The 16,061-nt window shown below is 49.4% G+C and carries 11 protein-coding genes and 2 tRNA genes; 3 read left to right on the top strand and 10 right to left on the bottom strand.

What is annotated here, in order from left to right; translation table 11 throughout:
• The 4 genes from JX312_RS02170 to JX312_RS02155 form a co-directional block, all read right to left on the bottom strand.
• Positions 1–248 (bottom strand): SDR family NAD(P)-dependent oxidoreductase (locus JX312_RS02170; RefSeq protein WP_204456860.1); only part of this gene is annotated, 248 nt, incomplete at its 3' end.
• A gap of 105 nt (positions 249–353) precedes the next feature.
• The gene (locus JX312_RS02165; protein WP_204456859.1) at positions 354–1,163 is read right to left on the bottom strand and encodes an SDR family oxidoreductase; all 810 of its coding nucleotides are present in this window, start codon (positions 1,161–1,163) and stop codon (positions 354–356) included.
• Positions 1,160–2,407, bottom strand: coding sequence for an NADH:flavin oxidoreductase (locus JX312_RS02160; RefSeq protein WP_204456858.1), 1,248 nt, complete (start codon positions 2,405–2,407; stop codon positions 1,160–1,162). The genes JX312_RS02165 and JX312_RS02160 overlap by 4 nt, the downstream gene beginning before the upstream one ends.
• A 2-nt stretch (positions 2,408–2,409) precedes the next feature.
• Complete coding sequence (locus tag JX312_RS02155; protein WP_204456863.1) at positions 2,410–3,141, bottom strand: DUF1295 domain-containing protein; 732 nt, start codon at positions 3,139–3,141, stop codon at positions 2,410–2,412.
• Between the two features lie 324 nt (positions 3,142–3,465).
• On the opposite strand from JX312_RS02155, the gene JX312_RS02150 reads away from it, so the two are divergent.
• Positions 3,466–3,540, top strand: a tRNA-Pro gene (locus tag JX312_RS02150).
• Positions 3,541–3,555: 15 nt separating this feature from the next.
• Positions 3,556–3,636: transfer RNA gene (locus tag JX312_RS02145), tRNA-Leu, on the top strand.
• Between the two features lie 271 nt (positions 3,637–3,907).
• Here the strand turns inward: JX312_RS02145 and JX312_RS02140 are convergent.
• The gene (locus JX312_RS02140; protein ID WP_204456856.1) at positions 3,908–5,221 is read right to left on the bottom strand and encodes a sigma-54 dependent transcriptional regulator; all 1,314 of its coding nucleotides are present in this window, start codon (positions 5,219–5,221) and stop codon (positions 3,908–3,910) included.
• Between the two features lie 368 nt (positions 5,222–5,589).
• On the opposite strand from JX312_RS02140, the gene JX312_RS02135 reads away from it, so the two are divergent.
• Positions 5,590–6,261: an RteC domain-containing protein gene (locus JX312_RS02135; RefSeq protein ID WP_157755905.1), complete on the top strand. Its 672-nt coding sequence runs from the start codon at positions 5,590–5,592 to the stop codon at positions 6,259–6,261.
• 64 nt (positions 6,262–6,325) lie between these two features.
• On the opposite strand, the gene JX312_RS14040 is transcribed toward JX312_RS02135, so the two are convergent.
• From JX312_RS14040 to JX312_RS02115, 5 genes are all read right to left on the bottom strand, one after another.
• The gene (locus JX312_RS14040; RefSeq protein WP_239653774.1) at positions 6,326–6,637 is read right to left on the bottom strand and encodes a helix-turn-helix domain-containing protein; all 312 of its coding nucleotides are present in this window, start codon (positions 6,635–6,637) and stop codon (positions 6,326–6,328) included.
• A 72-nt stretch (positions 6,638–6,709) separates the two neighbouring features.
• Positions 6,710–12,799, bottom strand: a complete 6,090-nt coding sequence (locus JX312_RS02130) for a helicase-related protein (protein ID WP_239653773.1) — start codon at positions 12,797–12,799, stop codon at positions 6,710–6,712.
• 23 nt (positions 12,800–12,822) lie between these two features.
• Positions 12,823–13,245, bottom strand: a complete 423-nt coding sequence (locus JX312_RS02125; RefSeq protein WP_123408033.1) for a DUF1896 family protein — start codon at positions 13,243–13,245, stop codon at positions 12,823–12,825.
• An 11-nt stretch (positions 13,246–13,256) separates the two neighbouring features.
• Complete coding sequence (locus JX312_RS02120; protein ID WP_204456855.1) at positions 13,257–15,257, bottom strand: type IA DNA topoisomerase; 2,001 nt, start codon at positions 15,255–15,257, stop codon at positions 13,257–13,259.
• Positions 15,258–15,367: 110 nt separating this feature from the next.
• A partial coding sequence (locus JX312_RS02115) for a DUF3945 domain-containing protein (RefSeq protein WP_204456853.1) occupies positions 15,368–16,061 on the bottom strand: 694 nt, incomplete at its 5' end.

Below are 16,061 nucleotides of genomic sequence, written 5' to 3'. Positions count from 1 at the left end.
GATGACATATTGAGATCGAGCGGAAGAAAAACGGCATCGAAAGCAGGAAATTCACGTAGCAATTCCCCGTATGTCTGCGCATACCGCGCTTCTGACCGACACGCCATGATAACGGGCACGCCAAGACGGGCGAGTGCCCTGCAGATCTCGCGTCCGATACTTCCGCTGGCCCCTGTCACAATCACCGGCAGCCCCGAAGGGATATTCCCGAGCGAGGGAACGCCCTTACCTTTTCTCCCTTTATTCATAATCTGTTCTCTTTTAGAAAATTGTTTCCAAAATTACCCCATTTCTGTTTTATGTTATTTGTCTGGTTAACCTAAGAACCTGTTTAAATTTAAACAGGTTCCAATTCACCTTACGATTCCCTTGTCAAGCATCTTCCTTTTCACAAGCATCCTTGCCGGTGTGGGAAGTGACGCCACAAACACTATCGAGATACGGTTGAGTACACCGTTGATATACTGTTTCCTGCCTTTCAGCATACGGTTCACGGCTTTACGGGCGAAGCGTTCCGGAGTGTCAAGCACCCTGATATTGACTGCAAACCGTTTCAACGGCTCGGACAACCCGAAGAGGTCTGTCGCGATACCTCCCGGACAGGCAACTGTAACGGACACTCCGCTGTCGCGCAATTCATAATGCAATGCTCTGCTGAACACCCGTATATAGGACTTTGTCGCCGAATACATGGCGATTCCGGGCATGGGCATCCAGCATGACATCGAAGACATGTTCAGTATGCGCCCGCTTCCCCGCTCCTTGAATCTCAGAGCAAAAGTGCGGCTGATATTTGTGACGGCATCCACATGCAGACGTATAAAACAATCTATCTTGTGCTGCGGCATATCGGCAACAGGCTGGAATGAGAATATCCCTGCATTGTTTATAAGATAATCCGCCACAAGCCGGTTGCGGTCAAGCCATCCCGTAATCTCTTCCGATGCGCCGGGAGCCGTAAGGTCTATATGTAAAGTATACGCCGCCACACCGTGTTTCGCTGAAATCTCAGAGGCGCATGTCTCAAGTTCCTGCCGCTGGTTGCTGACCATAAGCAGGTTGCAACCGCGCCCGGCAAGCTCCCGCGAGAAACATAACCCTATCCCGCTGCTCGCGCCCGTCACCACAGCCAGTTTTCCGCGTATGTCCTTGTCACGTCTCATCCGTTGGTCTTTTCTTCTTTAGCGTTCTGACGTTTGATTTTTTCTATCTCTTTGCGGATTGCAGGGGTCAGGTCGGCACAATGCTTGTGACAAGCCATCTCCCTGGAATACATACGGGCGATGCAGTAATTGACATGATCACAGCCGCAACGGTGTGTGTCATCATTTCGCATGCGGTTCACAAAATCCGGCTCGTTGAGCAAAGCCCTACCCATCTGCACGAAATCGAATCCTTCGCGGTCAAGCACCTCATCCGCATTGGCGCGGCTGATGACTCCGCCTACATACACCAGCGGTAAATCCAGAGCCTCGCGGAACCGCCGGGCGTCATCAAGGAAATAAAGCTCCCTGAACGGCACGGAGGGTATCATGTATTTCCCGGCAAGACGCACCCCATATTTGAGCCACAGCTGTTTCATGTAATGGGTCATGGAATAGACAGGCATACGCCCGCGCATCACATACATGGGAGCCTTGCTGACAAAACCGCCGGAAAGCACCATGGCGTGCACACCGCATCTCTCTATCTCCCGGGCTACGGCAAGACAGTCGTCGATCTCAAGACCACCTTTGAAACCGTCGCGCATGTTGGTCTTCACCAATACCCCCATATCAGACCCTGCTGACTTCATCACCTCCTCCAGACACATCTTCATGAATGTCATGCGGTTTTCAAGACTACCGCCGAATTCATCTCTGCGGCGGTTGGTGTATGGCGAAAGAAACTGGGAAATCAGATAGCCATGACCGGCATGCACCTCCACACAGTCGAAACCGGCATCGCGGGCGGTGTTGACCGCTGTGCCGAAATCCTTTGCCATCTGTTTCAGCTCATCTTTGCGCAATCTTCTGCAGAATGTGGGTGAATACAGATTGAACCCGGTGGATGCTCCCACGGGGATACAACCGGCAGTGGAGCGGTGTGTCATGTTGCCGCAATGACCGATCTGGATTGAAGCTTTGGCTCCTGCCTCATGTATGCCGTCGGTTATCTCCCGCAATGGGTCTACAATCTCCTGACGCAGCCACAACTGCGTCTTGAACGACAGCGCGGAACGGTTTATGCCGGCATACGCCAACGTTGTCATTCCCACTCCCCCTTTTGCCACGGATATATGATAGTCGCGAAGCATCGGTGTCGGACCGTTGTCACGTCCCATGCCTTCGAATGCCGCCGACCGGATTGTGCGGTTGCGCAACTCCACCGGACCTATTTTCGCCGGCGTGAAAAGCTTATTCTCCATAATCAATATAAATATGGTAAGATATATCTTCTGTCAAGTTTCGAATATTCATCTCCGAACTCCTGCTCGTAACGCTCATGAAGCTTGCGGGCACGCGGAGCCAGATTTGCGAAGGTCCAGACCGCAAACGCCACTCCTCCCAGACTCCAGGTGAGTATGGCATAACCGCACCATTCGAGAAATTCCCCGAAATAGTTCGCAGATGTAACATAACGGTAAAAACCTCCGCGAGGGATGTAATGGCGCGTGTCGCCGGGTTTCCTCAGATTGCGTATGATATGGTCGGAATGCCAGTTTATTGCCATGCCGGTGAAGAAAACCGCCGAACCGATAATGAACAAAGGACTCCACAGCCAAGATACCTTATACATCCCGTCGGGTGCTACATAGAACAGCCACCCGCCTATCATATACGCGTTTATAAGATTGAATAAAATACCCATGACAACTATGGCAAGCGGCATACGGCTTTTACCCTTGATTCTGAAAGGAAACACGAAAGAACGCTGGAAATAATGAAAAAGGAAATAGACAGCCATAACCATCGGTGCGGCATCCGATCTGCGTGGACTAAGCAGCCAGAACAGAAGCATCGCGAAAAAGACAGGCGACTCCATTAACACCCAACCCGCACGGTTTCCTACAGACGGTCCCCACTTCCTGCTGTACATCATGCCATATCCGGCTGAAATGCGCTGTAGGGCAATGAACACCACGACAGCCAGCCCCAGCATAATCCACACCACGGAATAATAGAAATCCGGACTAAAAATATTCACGTCAGTCATACGTCATCAAGAAGATAGATAAAACAGTAAGTTGTTCATACTGTATCGGTCAACGGAACATTTCGAATTGACCGTTACAGAACAAACAAAAATAGTTTAAAACTACCAAACGCACAAACAAATTTGGCTAATTTGATTAAAAATTGGATGAAATCACCCTTAAAGCTTCTTTTTAACGTCAAAAAAAGCATAAAAAGTGTCAGCGATCCTCAATAAACGCGGATTAAAATTTGCAATCTAAAAAAATATGTATAACTTTGCAGAGATTTTCGGGGCGTAGCGCAGTCCGGTTAGCGCACCTGCTTTGGGAGCAGGGGGTCGAAGGTTCGAATCCTTTCACCCCGACAAACAATATTGAATGCCCAGGTGGCGGAATGGTAGACGCGCTCGTTTCAGGTGCGAGTGCTGCGAGGCGTGCAGGTTCGAGTCCTGTTCTGGGCACCTATATTAACCGTAAGTGATTGATTTTCAATACTTACGGTTTTTTCATGCCAATTTTTGTCAGCAAATTGTCAGCGAAGGTCGAAAAAATATGATTTTTTACCCTCTTGAATCGGGCTGAATTTTGTTGCTCTGTCGGTTTTTATATTTTTTAACTCTTTTTAATAAAGTCCGATTCGAGCTTTTTTGAAGTTGTCTGCACCATATAAATAAAACGAGCCATCCAGAACTTGCGAGTGGCTCGTTTCTATTGTGATGAGAATTGACTTTATCAGGATGTTGCAGCCTTCCTACGAGGCTTGCGCTCTTTCTTTTTCTTAAAGAGTTTGTAGTCGATTCCGTATTTCTTCAATCTCTTGTCAAGGGTCGGTGCCGTGATGCCGAGTGCCTTCATAACATCTACTTTCTTCCCACAGAACTTATCAAGGTAGAATATCAGTTTTCCTTTATCATCTTCAGGTGGAGTGTCCGATTCAACAGGAGTGATATGGAGATCCGAAGCGGTGATTGTGTTTCCTGTGCAGCATACAACAGCATTTTCAACACAGCTCTTCAATTCTCGATAATTGCCGAGCCAGTCGTGTGCCATCAGCTTTATCATGGCGTCTGCATTGAAAACAGGTATTGCAACTATCCCTTTCGACCTGCAATAATCTTCTGCCATCTGCTCTGCGTTAGATACAATATCTGCCGGACACTCTCTGAGCGGTGGTATTCGCACAATATTATGGCTCAGCAAATCATACAGTCTGCGGTCAAACCTGTCTGTGCGGATTTCAGATATGTCTTTACATGATACAATCAAATGTGCCGTGAACGGTTCCCATATCTCCGACCCCACACGACGATACTCGCCTCTTTCAAGAATATCCAGAAGGACTTCCTGTAAATTTGCAGGAAGGTCTGCAATATCTTTCAGATAAAGCAGTCCCTTATCATTAGACTTGTCAATAAGCCCTTTCCTGTGCTGTTTTATTTCCGGCCTGAAACCCCGGACGACACCAAGAAACAGCTCCATCGCATTTTCCACATTCAATGTAGAGCATTGTATCTCCTCCAGACGGAAGACAGTGTCTGAGTCATCACGGTGGACGTGTTCTGCAAGATAGCTTTTGCCTGTTCCGACCTCACCCGTTATGATCACCGGCTTATGATGGTTGACAAGATTCCGGAGGTCGCTTACTGCCTTATTGTATTCCACCGATTTGTGACGATAGACCTGTGGCAATCTCGCAAGTATCTTGTATTGCTTAAGGATTCTGTCAAGTTCGGCTATGCTACCGTGCTCAATCTCATATATTTCCTGTGAACCCAGTTTACTTGCCTTGAAACCGACACCAGCATCCTGCTCCTTATAAATGGCCACGCACAGCAACCTTGGAGATTGTTCAACCCATGACTCTATAAGCCGGAGTCCTTCATAATCATCAATCTCAATGAGGGAAGCATTGAATTTTTCGTCAAGGATTTTTGTTCTTGCATCCATATATTCCTGAATCCATATCACATCATGTCCCTCTCTGCGGAGGGCATGATAAATCGGTTCTCCGGTACGTTGGTCGGGTTCATAGAGTAGAATCTTCATATACTAATGAATATGGTGTTTTTGAAGTTAAGCGACAATAGCAAGGGGGAATGATGCTGTAAGCTGCAACAACCCTCGTATGAAAAGCCGTTTTACGCTATAAAACAGATTCTAACCTTGTAATGTTTGCAAAAAGTATAACAATCAAACCGCATTTTGCACAAAAACATAAAGTTGTGAGAGGGAAATATAAAGCCTATTTATGTTTACACTTTATGTTTTAACACAATTTGCATCGCCTATGTTTACATAGACCGCAGACATACAGCAGTTTATCAAAACTTTTATCTTTTTGAAAACCAAATTGATGCCCAAGAGTTATGCTTTCGTTAAAAGAATTTCATAACAAGCCCTAACCCCCAATGTTTATGACAAATATCAACACAATCGTTGAGGCGGCATTCGTAAGGCATATCATCAATGATGAACTTGACGAAATCAAAGAGGCTTTTGAGTCCTTTGCCTCTCATCTGATAAACTTCATCCACGAGCCTGTTCACTGGGTCGAGAAGCATCACTGTCTTGTAAGGCTGAATGCCATATTCCATGTGCATACGCTTAAAGTCAAGAGTGACATCTCACATACCTACTTGTCTCTTGCCCTCTCACTGATAAAGACAATGAAGGAGCTGCTGATTGAGACTCAGAAAGCAAGCGCGGATACGATAAGATCCTTTCGTTCCGGATTCTCCACTGGTGATGACACCGAAATCAGATGGACAGGAGGTAACGGAAATCTATATGAGTTGCTGAACGCTCTCCAGATAAGGAAGTGTTTCAACAACGGAAATATAGATACCAATGTACTCGTTCCTTATATAGCCTCAGTATTCAATGTTGACATCAATGTCGATGGATGCTATGAATCCAAGCGTACCATGAAGCAGCGCAAAGGTAAAGGCGACAGAAAATATAACCGTAGAAATATGCTTGACAGTCGTTCCTATTTCTGCGATGACCTCAGCGATTGTCTCAACGACAATCTTGTCGCTCAGGAAAAATCAGACGGAAGAGCTGCCAGAAAAAGTACTGTTGTCTGAAATGCCGTGACATACAATATACAGCGACAGCCGACACCCTTTCGCAAGGATGCCGGCTGTCTTTTCATTTACCCCCTCTGCGTTCAAGCAGTGCCTGAANATCGCCAAGGCNATAGTGGATTTTGCGTCCTACCTTCACAGGGACGAGTACACCAGCCTTGGCCCAATTATGTAATGTGGTATGGCAGACTCCGAATTTCTGCATCACTTCTGGTTTGGTAAGCAGTTTCTCAACTGCATTGTCGGCGGCCACTGGACAGACCTCACCGAGTATTCTCTCGACAAGACGGTCTCCGAGTATTACGAGGTCAGAATATTTTATCGTTATTTTGAAATCGGTGATACCGCTTTCAATGAGTGTATTGATATCAATCATGCGGTTTGGGTTCCTGTCGGGTTGTTAAGTGTGCCAGTCCCTGACAGGTTTTGGGACTGGCACACATTATAATTATAGTTTGGGGCCGGCGGCGCGAAACCCTCCGGGTGGAGTAGTTCCGCATCCTCCGATTACTATGCGGGAACTCAACGGCTCACGCTGGCGGTAGATGTCGGCTGGCTCCGCAACCATCGACTTTTTCGTGTCGGTGGTAGGAGTCTCAACTGTGTTAACCTGCTTGTTTTCTTCGCCGTCCTGTTCCTCTTTCTTTGGAGCGAGTTCTGCGGTAATTTTGCGGTCGAGAGCGGCAAGTTCTGATTTGAGTTGTTTCAACTCATCCTCCTTGCCCCACTGCTTGGCGACGATGGCTTCGAGCTGGGGAACGTCAGCTTTGAGTCTGGCAGTTCGTTCCTCATACTGGGCGATGATGCCGGGTATCTTTTCCAGTGCGTTGACGAAGTTCATACAGGCGGCGTGAGTGTCGCTCATGGCTATGAACCCGTTGTTGAACTTGTATTTGTAGTTCCCTTCGACCACAAAGCGGTTTTGAACGGTCTCCTTGCCGTCAACAAGATTACGCTCCGAGATGATGCTGATGGGGAAACCATAGACCTCGCCAATGCGCTGGTACTGACCGTGGGTATCAGTCTTCATTGCCAGACCTTGCAGGTGGATACCCATATTCTTCTCGTCAGAGAGGTGGCAGGTATCTATGGTGAGATTGTTGACGGGGTTGCCGTCTTTGTCTCGCTGGACGACCGACGCATACCGGGCTGCATCCTCTTTCATTCTCCCGATTGCCGCCTCATTGTTGGCAATGTCGTGGCTAATGGTCTGAAGCCTGAACTTGGAATCTGAAATGCCCTTGTTGTGGGCTTTGCGCTCAGATTCCAGTGCCGCGATACGCTTTTCAAGTTTAGCTTTTTCGAGAAGGTCGGTGTTACCACTGAGAATAGCCATATATTCCGAGAAGTTCATACCGTTCTTCTCATCCATAGCACCCTCGTCGATTGTACGTGCTCCGAGTGCGCCGGATTTGAGCTGGTCGATGAATGTCGCCTTGCAGTGAAGGAGATTGAACTTGTAGGAGTCCAATGACTTTTCCACAGCGTAGATTATTACATCTACCTTATTATCAGCATACAACTTGGCAATCTCGTTACCGGCTCGTATGGCTCTGCCATCCCTCTGAGTTAAGTCAGAGGGACGCCACGGCGTATCCAAATGATGGATACAAACCGCTCTCTGTTGGGCATTTACGCCTGTTCCAAGCATTGAAGTCGAGCCGAATAAAACTCTCACATCGCCACTGTTCATAGCCTCGATTACTGCCTTTCTCGACCTTTCGGTTTTACACTCTTGTATAAACCTGATTTCATGCGCCGGAATCCCATAATCCTCTATCAGCTTACGCTTGATTTCGGAATAGACATTCCACTCGCCGGGCTTGTATGTGCCGAGATCGCTGAAAACAAACTGTGTACCACGTTGGGCATCGTATTTTCTGTAATATTCTGCAATCATCTTGGCACAGTGCGAAGCTTTATTGTTCGGGTCGTCCTCGGCGTTGGGGTCAATCATACGCATATCAAGAGCCATCTTGCGGGCATAGTCCGTGGCGATGAGCATCTTTGCCTTTTCTTCAGTTTCTGAAAGCGGTGCCCTGCCGAGTATAGTGGCGTCGCCACTTTCGGCAAACTTCATCAGTTTTTCGATGAATGCCTCCTGTGCAGGTGTCGGCGGGATATTGTGGAGAATCTCATGTTTCTCCGGTCGGTCAACTCCCACATCTTCAGCGGTTCTATAATCAGTAATCTCATTATAGAAGGCCGCCAATTCAGGTACCTTGATGAAGTAGCGGAAACGATCCTTCGCCACAATGTGATTGGTCACATTGAACTCGAAGTCGGTAGTCTTCTTTGCAAAGATTGCCGCCCACGCGTCAAAGCATCGGATATCCTGACGCTCCAGCTCGTTGGGCCGGAGATACTTGAACAACAGATACAATTCAGTAAGCGAGTTACTGATTGTTGTACCCGACAGGAATGTCGCTCCCAAATCCTTACCGGTTCTCTCTTGAATGGTACGGATTGCGTAGAGAAGATTGAGCGCACGTTGTGAGCCTTCCGAGTTGCCGAGACCTGCCACACGGTCATGTCGGGTGTTGAATATAAGGTTCTTGAACTGATGCGATTCATCAACGAAGATATGGTCGATGCCCATCTGCTTGAAGTCAACGACTGCATCCTTGTTCTGCTCCATCTGATACTGAATGGTGGCAATCTTGGCGGTAAGGTTTTCTTTACGCTTGATAAGACCTTTCAGCATACCGCGGCTGATGTCGTGGCTCTGCTGTTTCAGCACTTCGAGGTTTTCTTCAACAGTGTCAAGTTCAGCCTGAAGGATTTGCTGCTGCATTTCCGGTGACTGCGGGATCTTGCCGAACTGGTCGTGCGACATTATCACGCAATCATAGTCGTTGTTCTTGATCTGGTTGAAGAAGTTGACGCGATTGTCCGCCTTGAAACTCTTTTCATCGGCAAACAGTATCCGGGCATTGGGATAGGCACTCTGATATGTCATGGCAATCTCGGCGACATTGGCTTTAAGACCGATAATCATCGGTTTGTGTGCCAGTCCAAGACGCTTCATTTCATGCGCTGCAATACACATTATCAACGTTTTACCCGTCCCCACCTCATGGTCACACACGCCACCTCCGTTCTGTTTCAGCATCCATATACAGTCCATCTGACTTTGATAAATGGAGTGGATTCCATACCTGTCACCCAATAATTTCATATTGAGGTCAGGGAACGTCTGGTGACTGCCGTCATACTGCGGACGCACGAAACAGTTGAACTTGTCATTGTAGAGGTCAACGAGTTTCTCCTTAAACTCCGGCGACTGTGCTTCGAGCCATTCGCTAAATCCGTTTCTTATCTCGTCAATCTTGGTATTGGCAAGTTGGATAGCCTCGTTGTCAGGCACTTTTATATCATGACCGTCCTCGTCCTTGCCCGCCGACTTTTTTATGTCAGGAACAGTGTTATGAAGGGCGTGTTTCAACAGGCTCATACCGTCGTATGTGCGGTAATAGCCTCTGACACAGAACTCCTCCCAGATGGTCATGTTCTTTCTCGATGCCTCCGCCGAGTATTCATCCATAGATGAAGAATAGGCAATCTTCACATCGGTGTGAAATAGATATGACATATAAGCGGAGTAGATACCCGTTGGAATCCATCGCTCACCGAAGTTGAAATCCAGCTCGTCAAACTCGATGCGGCGCGGCCGGGCATCCTCCAACGCTTTGAGAGAATCTTTCGACAAGGCGATAAATGGCTCTACGCCGTCATATCCGGGGAAGTCCTTTATCCGTTCTTCCTCATGGCTAATCCATGCCCTGACATTATCGGCTTTTGCCACTACATTTCCAGCTATGAAACGGTCTTTGACCTCATAGCTGCTGACAAGAGGATTATAATATATGTGGCCCGCCAGACTCTCGGTAAGCGCGGATTCGTCCATATCGACCAGACTTGACATATATTCAAGGTTGACGACACCGTATTTATTGAGCGATGCGGTAAGAGCCTCCAACGGTGTATCCACCGAAGTAACCTCGTCAACGGCGAATGACACCGGATGGTCGAAAATGTCAGCCTTGACAAACCGACCGTTCTCGCCCCGCTCCAATGCCAGTGCGTCCCTGCCGTTGGCATCCATGAGAATAAATTTTACATTCTTTTTCTCATTTAGGTTGCCGTATTTCTCCACAAACTCATCATAATACTGATTGAGGTGTTCGCGCAGATGTTCCGACGGTTCATGGGTCTCAGCCTCATAGTTATAAAGCTGCTGATACGTTTCCGACAGAGTGACATAGAGCATGGCGCGTTTCGCCTGTTCCGGTTTCAACTCCAACGGATTGAATGTCGCGCTGTTCTTGCGTACTTCCGAGAGGAAACCCACAAGATCGTCCTGCACCACCATACTGCCGTTGTGGTGAAAAAACTGAATATCCTCCGAGAAAGGACGGGGCGACATATCCCTTTCGACGGGTTCCGGCTTGACCGTTGAGCGTTGACCGGGAATGAAATCGCCTTCGGTGCGCTGGATTGTGGTACCACCTTCTTGGATAGTCTCGCCATTGGCGGCTTGTTTGGCGGCTTCCTCAGCCTCACGCTCCAGTCGCATTTCTTCCAACTGACGGTGGGCAATCGACATCATGGTTTCGTAAAAACCGTTGATGGGCGGATTGTCCTCCCAGTTGAGCGAGCCGTAAAATTCCAATTCTTTCTCACTGAGTGGACGGAATTTTTTGACGAGAATATCCTTGACCTCCACACTCGGCTTCGGCTTGGGAGCGTCATCAGCCGGTTTGGGCTGACGGCGAGGCTTGCCTATCGGCTCCAACTCTCCAAAGAGATTGTAGGCATACAGACGAGGGTCGGGATTATCGGTGTAATCGGGACTGCCGTCAGTTTCAATCTCTTTGACAGGTTCAACCTTCGGTGGCTCTACGGAAGTGGGGACAGGTGTTGGAGCCGGTTCAGGTCCAGGCTCAGGCTTTGGCTCTACTTTTGGCGGCTGATTGGGCGTAACTGTCTCAACCACCTTTTGCATGGGAGTCTTTTTCAGTTTCGGGTCTTCCAACTGCTCACAGATTGCCACACGTTTACCGGCCCGCACAAGTTTTGGCAGATAGGTGTCAAGGGCGTGATGCGGAAATCCTGCCAACTCTATGCGGCTGTCAACACCGGTCTGGCGACGGGTCAGGGTTATACCCAATATCTCCGAGGCAGTAACCGCATCCTTGCCGAATATTTCATAGAAATCACCCACTCTGAAAAGCAATACGGCATCGGGATGTTTCTTCTTCATCTCCTGATACTGTTGCATCAGCGGTGTATTGGTGAGGCTCGACTTCTTTTCCGCCTTCGGAGTTTTCTCCTTTACCTCCTGCTTTGGTGTAGGAGTTGGAGTAACCGGGTCAGGCGTAGGCGGCTTGATAGCGTTGGAATTATACAATTCCAGATTCAAGCGCAGATGCAGCGATTCATCGAGTGCCTTGCGCAAATCCGCTGCAATACCGTCAATACCTCCGTCGTGGTGATACACGATTGCAGGTTTGCCATATTGGTCAGTACCCACCTTTGCATCGGTGCAGATTACATTCTGTGGAAAAGCCTGAAAGAATTTGTTTCCCGGCACCTTAGTATCTCGGTCAACAACCGACTGGATAAAGAACTCTTCATCAGCCGACAATGACTTCTTCTCGGTATGCTTCTGGAAAATAATCAGGTCAGAGCCAACATCAGTTCCAGCGTTATCGCTGAACGTGTTGTTAGGCAAACGCAATGCCGCCACAAGGTCGGCGCGTTTCACAATCTCCATGCGCACGAAAGGACTGGCGGCGTTCATCACACCCTGCGATGCGATAAAAGCGACAAGGCCGCCCTCGCGCACTTGGTCGAGAGTTTTGAGGAAAAAGTAGTTGTGTATCGACTTGGTAGCCTGACGATACGCAATTTCCTTGCTCACTGCATACACGGGGTCAGCCACAGCGAAATCTCCAAAAGGAACATTGGATGCAGCCACGTCGAAGTATCCGCTGAAATCGGAATCTATTTTCTCGAAGCCCTCTATGCGGGTCAGAATAGACGGATGCAGGGCTGATAAAATCTTGCCGGTGAGCAAATCTTTCTCATAGGCAAGCACTTCGGCGCCGGGGTATTTGTCATTCCGCAGGAAAGAATCGACAAACGCTCCCTGACCGGCAGACGGCTCAAGAAATCTTTTCACTTCGACCCCCTGATATTTCAGTGCATCGGAAACTGCGTCAACAACAGGCTGAGGCGTATAGAATGCTGTCAGCACCGAGGCTTTAAGCGAATCCATATAGTCCTTGAACTCCTTGTCATTGTGGCTGTAATCATGAATCAGGCGACGCAGTTCAACCGTAGGCGCAAACAGCTCTATATCAGACTTGCTCCACTTGGCAGCATCCGCCAGCTCGTTGGCATCATTCAGGATACACTTCAGTCCACCGAATCCGGCATACTTACGCAGTATCTCCTGCTCTTCGGCAGTCTGCGCTGTGCGTCCCGCAACACCGAAGCGAAAGGCAAGCCTTATCGCCTCGATATTGTCGCGCATAGTTTGTAGTCGGTTATAAGCCATTATTCAGTAGGGAGATAAGTTGTGAAATAGTCGTCGATTACACCGAGCAGCTCGGTCTTGAATGCTTCGTACTCAGCTGAATACGGCGGATATTTATCGGGAGAATATTGCTCACGGTAATCTTCGAGCCTATCCTCCATATCGGAGATGAAGAAGTCGTAGCCTTCTTCCGGGCAGTAATCGAAGAGTATTTCGCGGACAAGGTCATCGAAACTCTCCCCCTGATAGCCCTGCATTAGAGCTATCAGAGCCAGTTCCTCGGCGGTGGATACATCCACGCCTCCGCGTCTTGCCTCGCAGAACACATCGTATGCCTGATCAGCGCGGGCGGTGATGAAGCTGAGGTCTTCGGCTTCGGGATAGTTGTTGTTCGAGAGGTATGTCGAGAGATATCTCTCGTATGCGTCGGGAGTATTTTTCATAATTGATTTGTTTAGGCGTTTTCAGATTTGTTTTTGCTGACCACCTGCGTATTGCCGGCGGCATTGATGATCACTCGGGCTTTGAAGGTCTTGCCGCTGCGTGCGCGGAATCCTGCTATGGGAGGAGTGGAGCCGGTGTTGATGAGCGATGCGAGTTCGCTGTGAGAGAGTGTCACGCCATAAAACTGGCGGAATACATAGTGGCCGCACTCGGGATTGTCGCACATCGCCACTCTGCCGAAGGTCTTCATCACGCCCTCTGAGCAATGAGGACAAGGGATGTCTTCCTCCATCCGGGGATAGAGTTTCGCAGAAGCGAGAATCTCAGCCGTCACATCGCGGGTGATTTGTTTTATCTGTGTATCATAGGCACTTGCCGAGATTTTATCGCGTGTCACCTCTTTCATGAGGTTGTCCATCTTGATGACTTCGCAGATGTCGGCAATCTTCATCTCCCTGACTATGCCGTAGAGCAGACGGCCTTTGGTCGTGATGGAGATATGCCCCCATGCGTCGCGCTCGATGAGGCCGCTGGACTCCAGATGCACGATGTCCTTTGCGATGCCGTCGGCATTGATAGTGCCGCGGATTGCGAGAAGATCCTCGATGAGAGTCGCGTCGGTATAGTCCTCCGGCATAGATGTCTTGGAAGTGTATGCCCCCGCTGAAAAAAGGGAGACCTCCTCATTGGCTGTGAATGCAGGAACCGGCTGCGTATCCATCAGCGTGTCGGGGAACAGTGTGTGCCAGCCTTTTGTCTTGTAGCTTTCTCCGCTCCACTGGTAGCGCACTCCCTCGCACTCGGCGATGATGCGGGAGCGGATTACAACCGCATCCTTGGAGAATGTCTGGTACATACGCTTGACGATGAGATGATAGATGCGGCTCATGTCTTCGTCGAGTACGAGAGGAGGCACCCCGGTAGCCACTATGCCGTGTGTTCCGAAGTTACTCTTATCGACACCGCGACCGGGAGCAAATCCGAGATTTGCCATAGCCACCGAGGCGTAGTTGCTGTAAGAGAGCATCTTCTCCAGAACCTTGCGACACTCCTGATACTTACGCTGGGGTACGGTGCTACCTGCGGCGACAGGGTAAGAGATGAGTTTCCGACCGAAAAGACGTAGGGCGGCTTCGTAGGTACGGAGCGGAGTCATTCCGAATAGACGGGCTGCATCTATCTGGAGATTGATGAGATTGTAGAGCTTGGGGGTGCGTACCTTGTTTTCATTCTTCTCCACTGAGATAATCTTGACCTCTGAGGTCGCATTGGCAGTGACGCAGTTGGGTTCGATGCTGTGCAGAGCGAAGATGTTGCCGTTTCGATCCTTGACAGCCACGGTGGTATGCCGTTCTGTTGTCTGTTCCGCAGACTTGACCATAATATTGCGGTCGGCAATCATCTTCAGCACTGATGCGCTTGTGCGACCGATACGGTATGTGCCACGGCCGGCGGCGAAAGCCAAAGCGCGTCGGGCGTTGACACCCACGAGCCAGTCCGCTTCGTCACGGAGACGGGCTGCGTTGTACCATTTGTCATACTTCTCCGCAGGCATAGTATAGGATATGGCACGGTTGACACCCTTGATGGTCAGGTCATTGATGATAGCACGGCTGTAAGGGAGCGTGCAGTGCAGGTAGGAATAGAGATAGCGGAAACTCATCTCGCCCTCCTGTGTGGGGTCGGTGGCAACAATGATGCTCTCGCTCTTGGCAAGCAGCGACTTGATGATGTCGAGCTGCGCGTTTGCCTCCGGGGTCATCGATTCCCCGTCCTTGCCGCTACGAGTGGTGATGCTGAGCGTGAGATATTTGGGGAGATGAGGAAAGCTCTGGTCGCGGAACCAGTAGGAAACGAGTCCACGGGGAGTGGTAATCTCAATCATTTTGGGAGTCATCCAAGTGATGAAATACTTGCTGCCGTAGAAGTGACGGTTGCCTTCGTTGTCGTTGGCTGTGGCACGTGCGATGGCGAGTGCGGAAATCTTATTTTGGGCGATGATAGTAATCATAACTAATTGTGTTTGTGGGTTTTGTTTTGAAATTTACTGTTCCGGAAAGAGTATAAGAATGGCTCGCAGATGCTTTCACACCTGCGAGCCGTGGTGTGAGTATCAGCTGTTTAGAGCTTCTGCCCTGACTTCTTTTTTTGTTCCGGTTTGGGTTGTGTCTGTCCCTGTTCGAGCGGTTCCTTCAGTCCCTTTGTCGCCTCGTTGGTCTTACCCTCGGAGTTGACCGCGACTTGAGTCTTGCTCTCATCCGCCGGAGTTATGACCTTGGCGTTATCTGGATCAGTGTTGTAGGTGTATGGACGCTGCTTTTCAGGATTGAAGCGGATGTAGATAGTGCTCGGCACTCCTTTCGCATCCGGGACTCCATCGACCTTGATGGTCTTTCCGGCGGTGTAGTCTGCCTTCTGCTGTTCGGAGAACTCGACTCTCTTCCACTTGCCCAGAGGCTTGATGCTTCCGTCGCTCAGTACCCAGTTGTTGGTGTTCTTTTCGGCTGGTGTATCACTCTTCTGCTTCTGTTCCTGCTCCTGCGACTGGGACTTCTGCTGTCCGAGGCGGGCATGGACAGGGACGAACTCTGCTTTCTGCTCGGCGGCACTGACCTGAAGCACGGCGGGGAAACTTTTTCCGTCTTTGAGCGTGACTTCCTTGTGGAGCTGCTTGCCCGATTTGAGGATACCGATTTCCTGCGGAGTCAGTTCCGTCTCGCCGATTTTGTTGCGGATGTAGAGCGACGCCACCGGGAGAGCGATAAGCTCGTTTGTCTTGCGGTCGATGCTGACGAAGCTGGGGATTGTGTTGCCT

This window comes from Barnesiella sp. CU968 (assembly GCF_905219685.1).
In the GTDB taxonomy this organism is placed as follows: Bacteria; Bacteroidota; Bacteroidia; order Bacteroidales; family Muribaculaceae; genus Lepagella; species Lepagella muris_A.
Note: the sequence above shows the minus strand (reverse complement) of the source record. Positions and strands in the feature narration are given on the sequence as shown.

What these genes read in the sequence shown, in the direction of transcription:
- JX312_RS02120 (WP_204456855.1), bottom strand. Translation starts at nt 15,257, where the DNA reads ATGATTACTATCATCGCCCAAAATAAGATTTCCGCACTCGCCATCGCA.
- JX312_RS02155 (WP_204456863.1), bottom strand. Translation starts at nt 3,141, where the DNA reads ATGCTGGGGCTGGCTGTCGTGGTGTTCATTGCCCTACAGCGCATTTCA.
- JX312_RS02125 (WP_123408033.1), bottom strand. Translation starts at nt 13,245, where the DNA reads ATGAAAAATACTCCCGACGCATACGAGAGATATCTCTCGACATACCTC.
- JX312_RS02160 (WP_204456858.1), bottom strand. Translation starts at nt 2,407, where the DNA reads ATGGAGAATAAGCTTTTCACGCCGGCGAAAATAGGTCCGGTGGAGTTG.
- JX312_RS02140 (WP_204456856.1), bottom strand. Translation starts at nt 5,221, where the DNA reads ATGAAGATTCTACTCTATGAACCCGACCAACGTACCGGAGAACCGATT.
- JX312_RS02135 (WP_157755905.1), top strand. Translation starts at nt 5,590, where the DNA reads ATGACAAATATCAACACAATCGTTGAGGCGGCATTCGTAAGGCATATC.
- JX312_RS02165 (WP_204456859.1), bottom strand. Translation starts at nt 1,163, where the DNA reads ATGAGACGTGACAAGGACATACGCGGAAAACTGGCTGTGGTGACGGGC.
- JX312_RS02130 (WP_239653773.1), bottom strand. Translation starts at nt 12,799, where the DNA reads ATGCGCGACAATATCGAGGCGATAAGGCTTGCCTTTCGCTTCGGTGTT.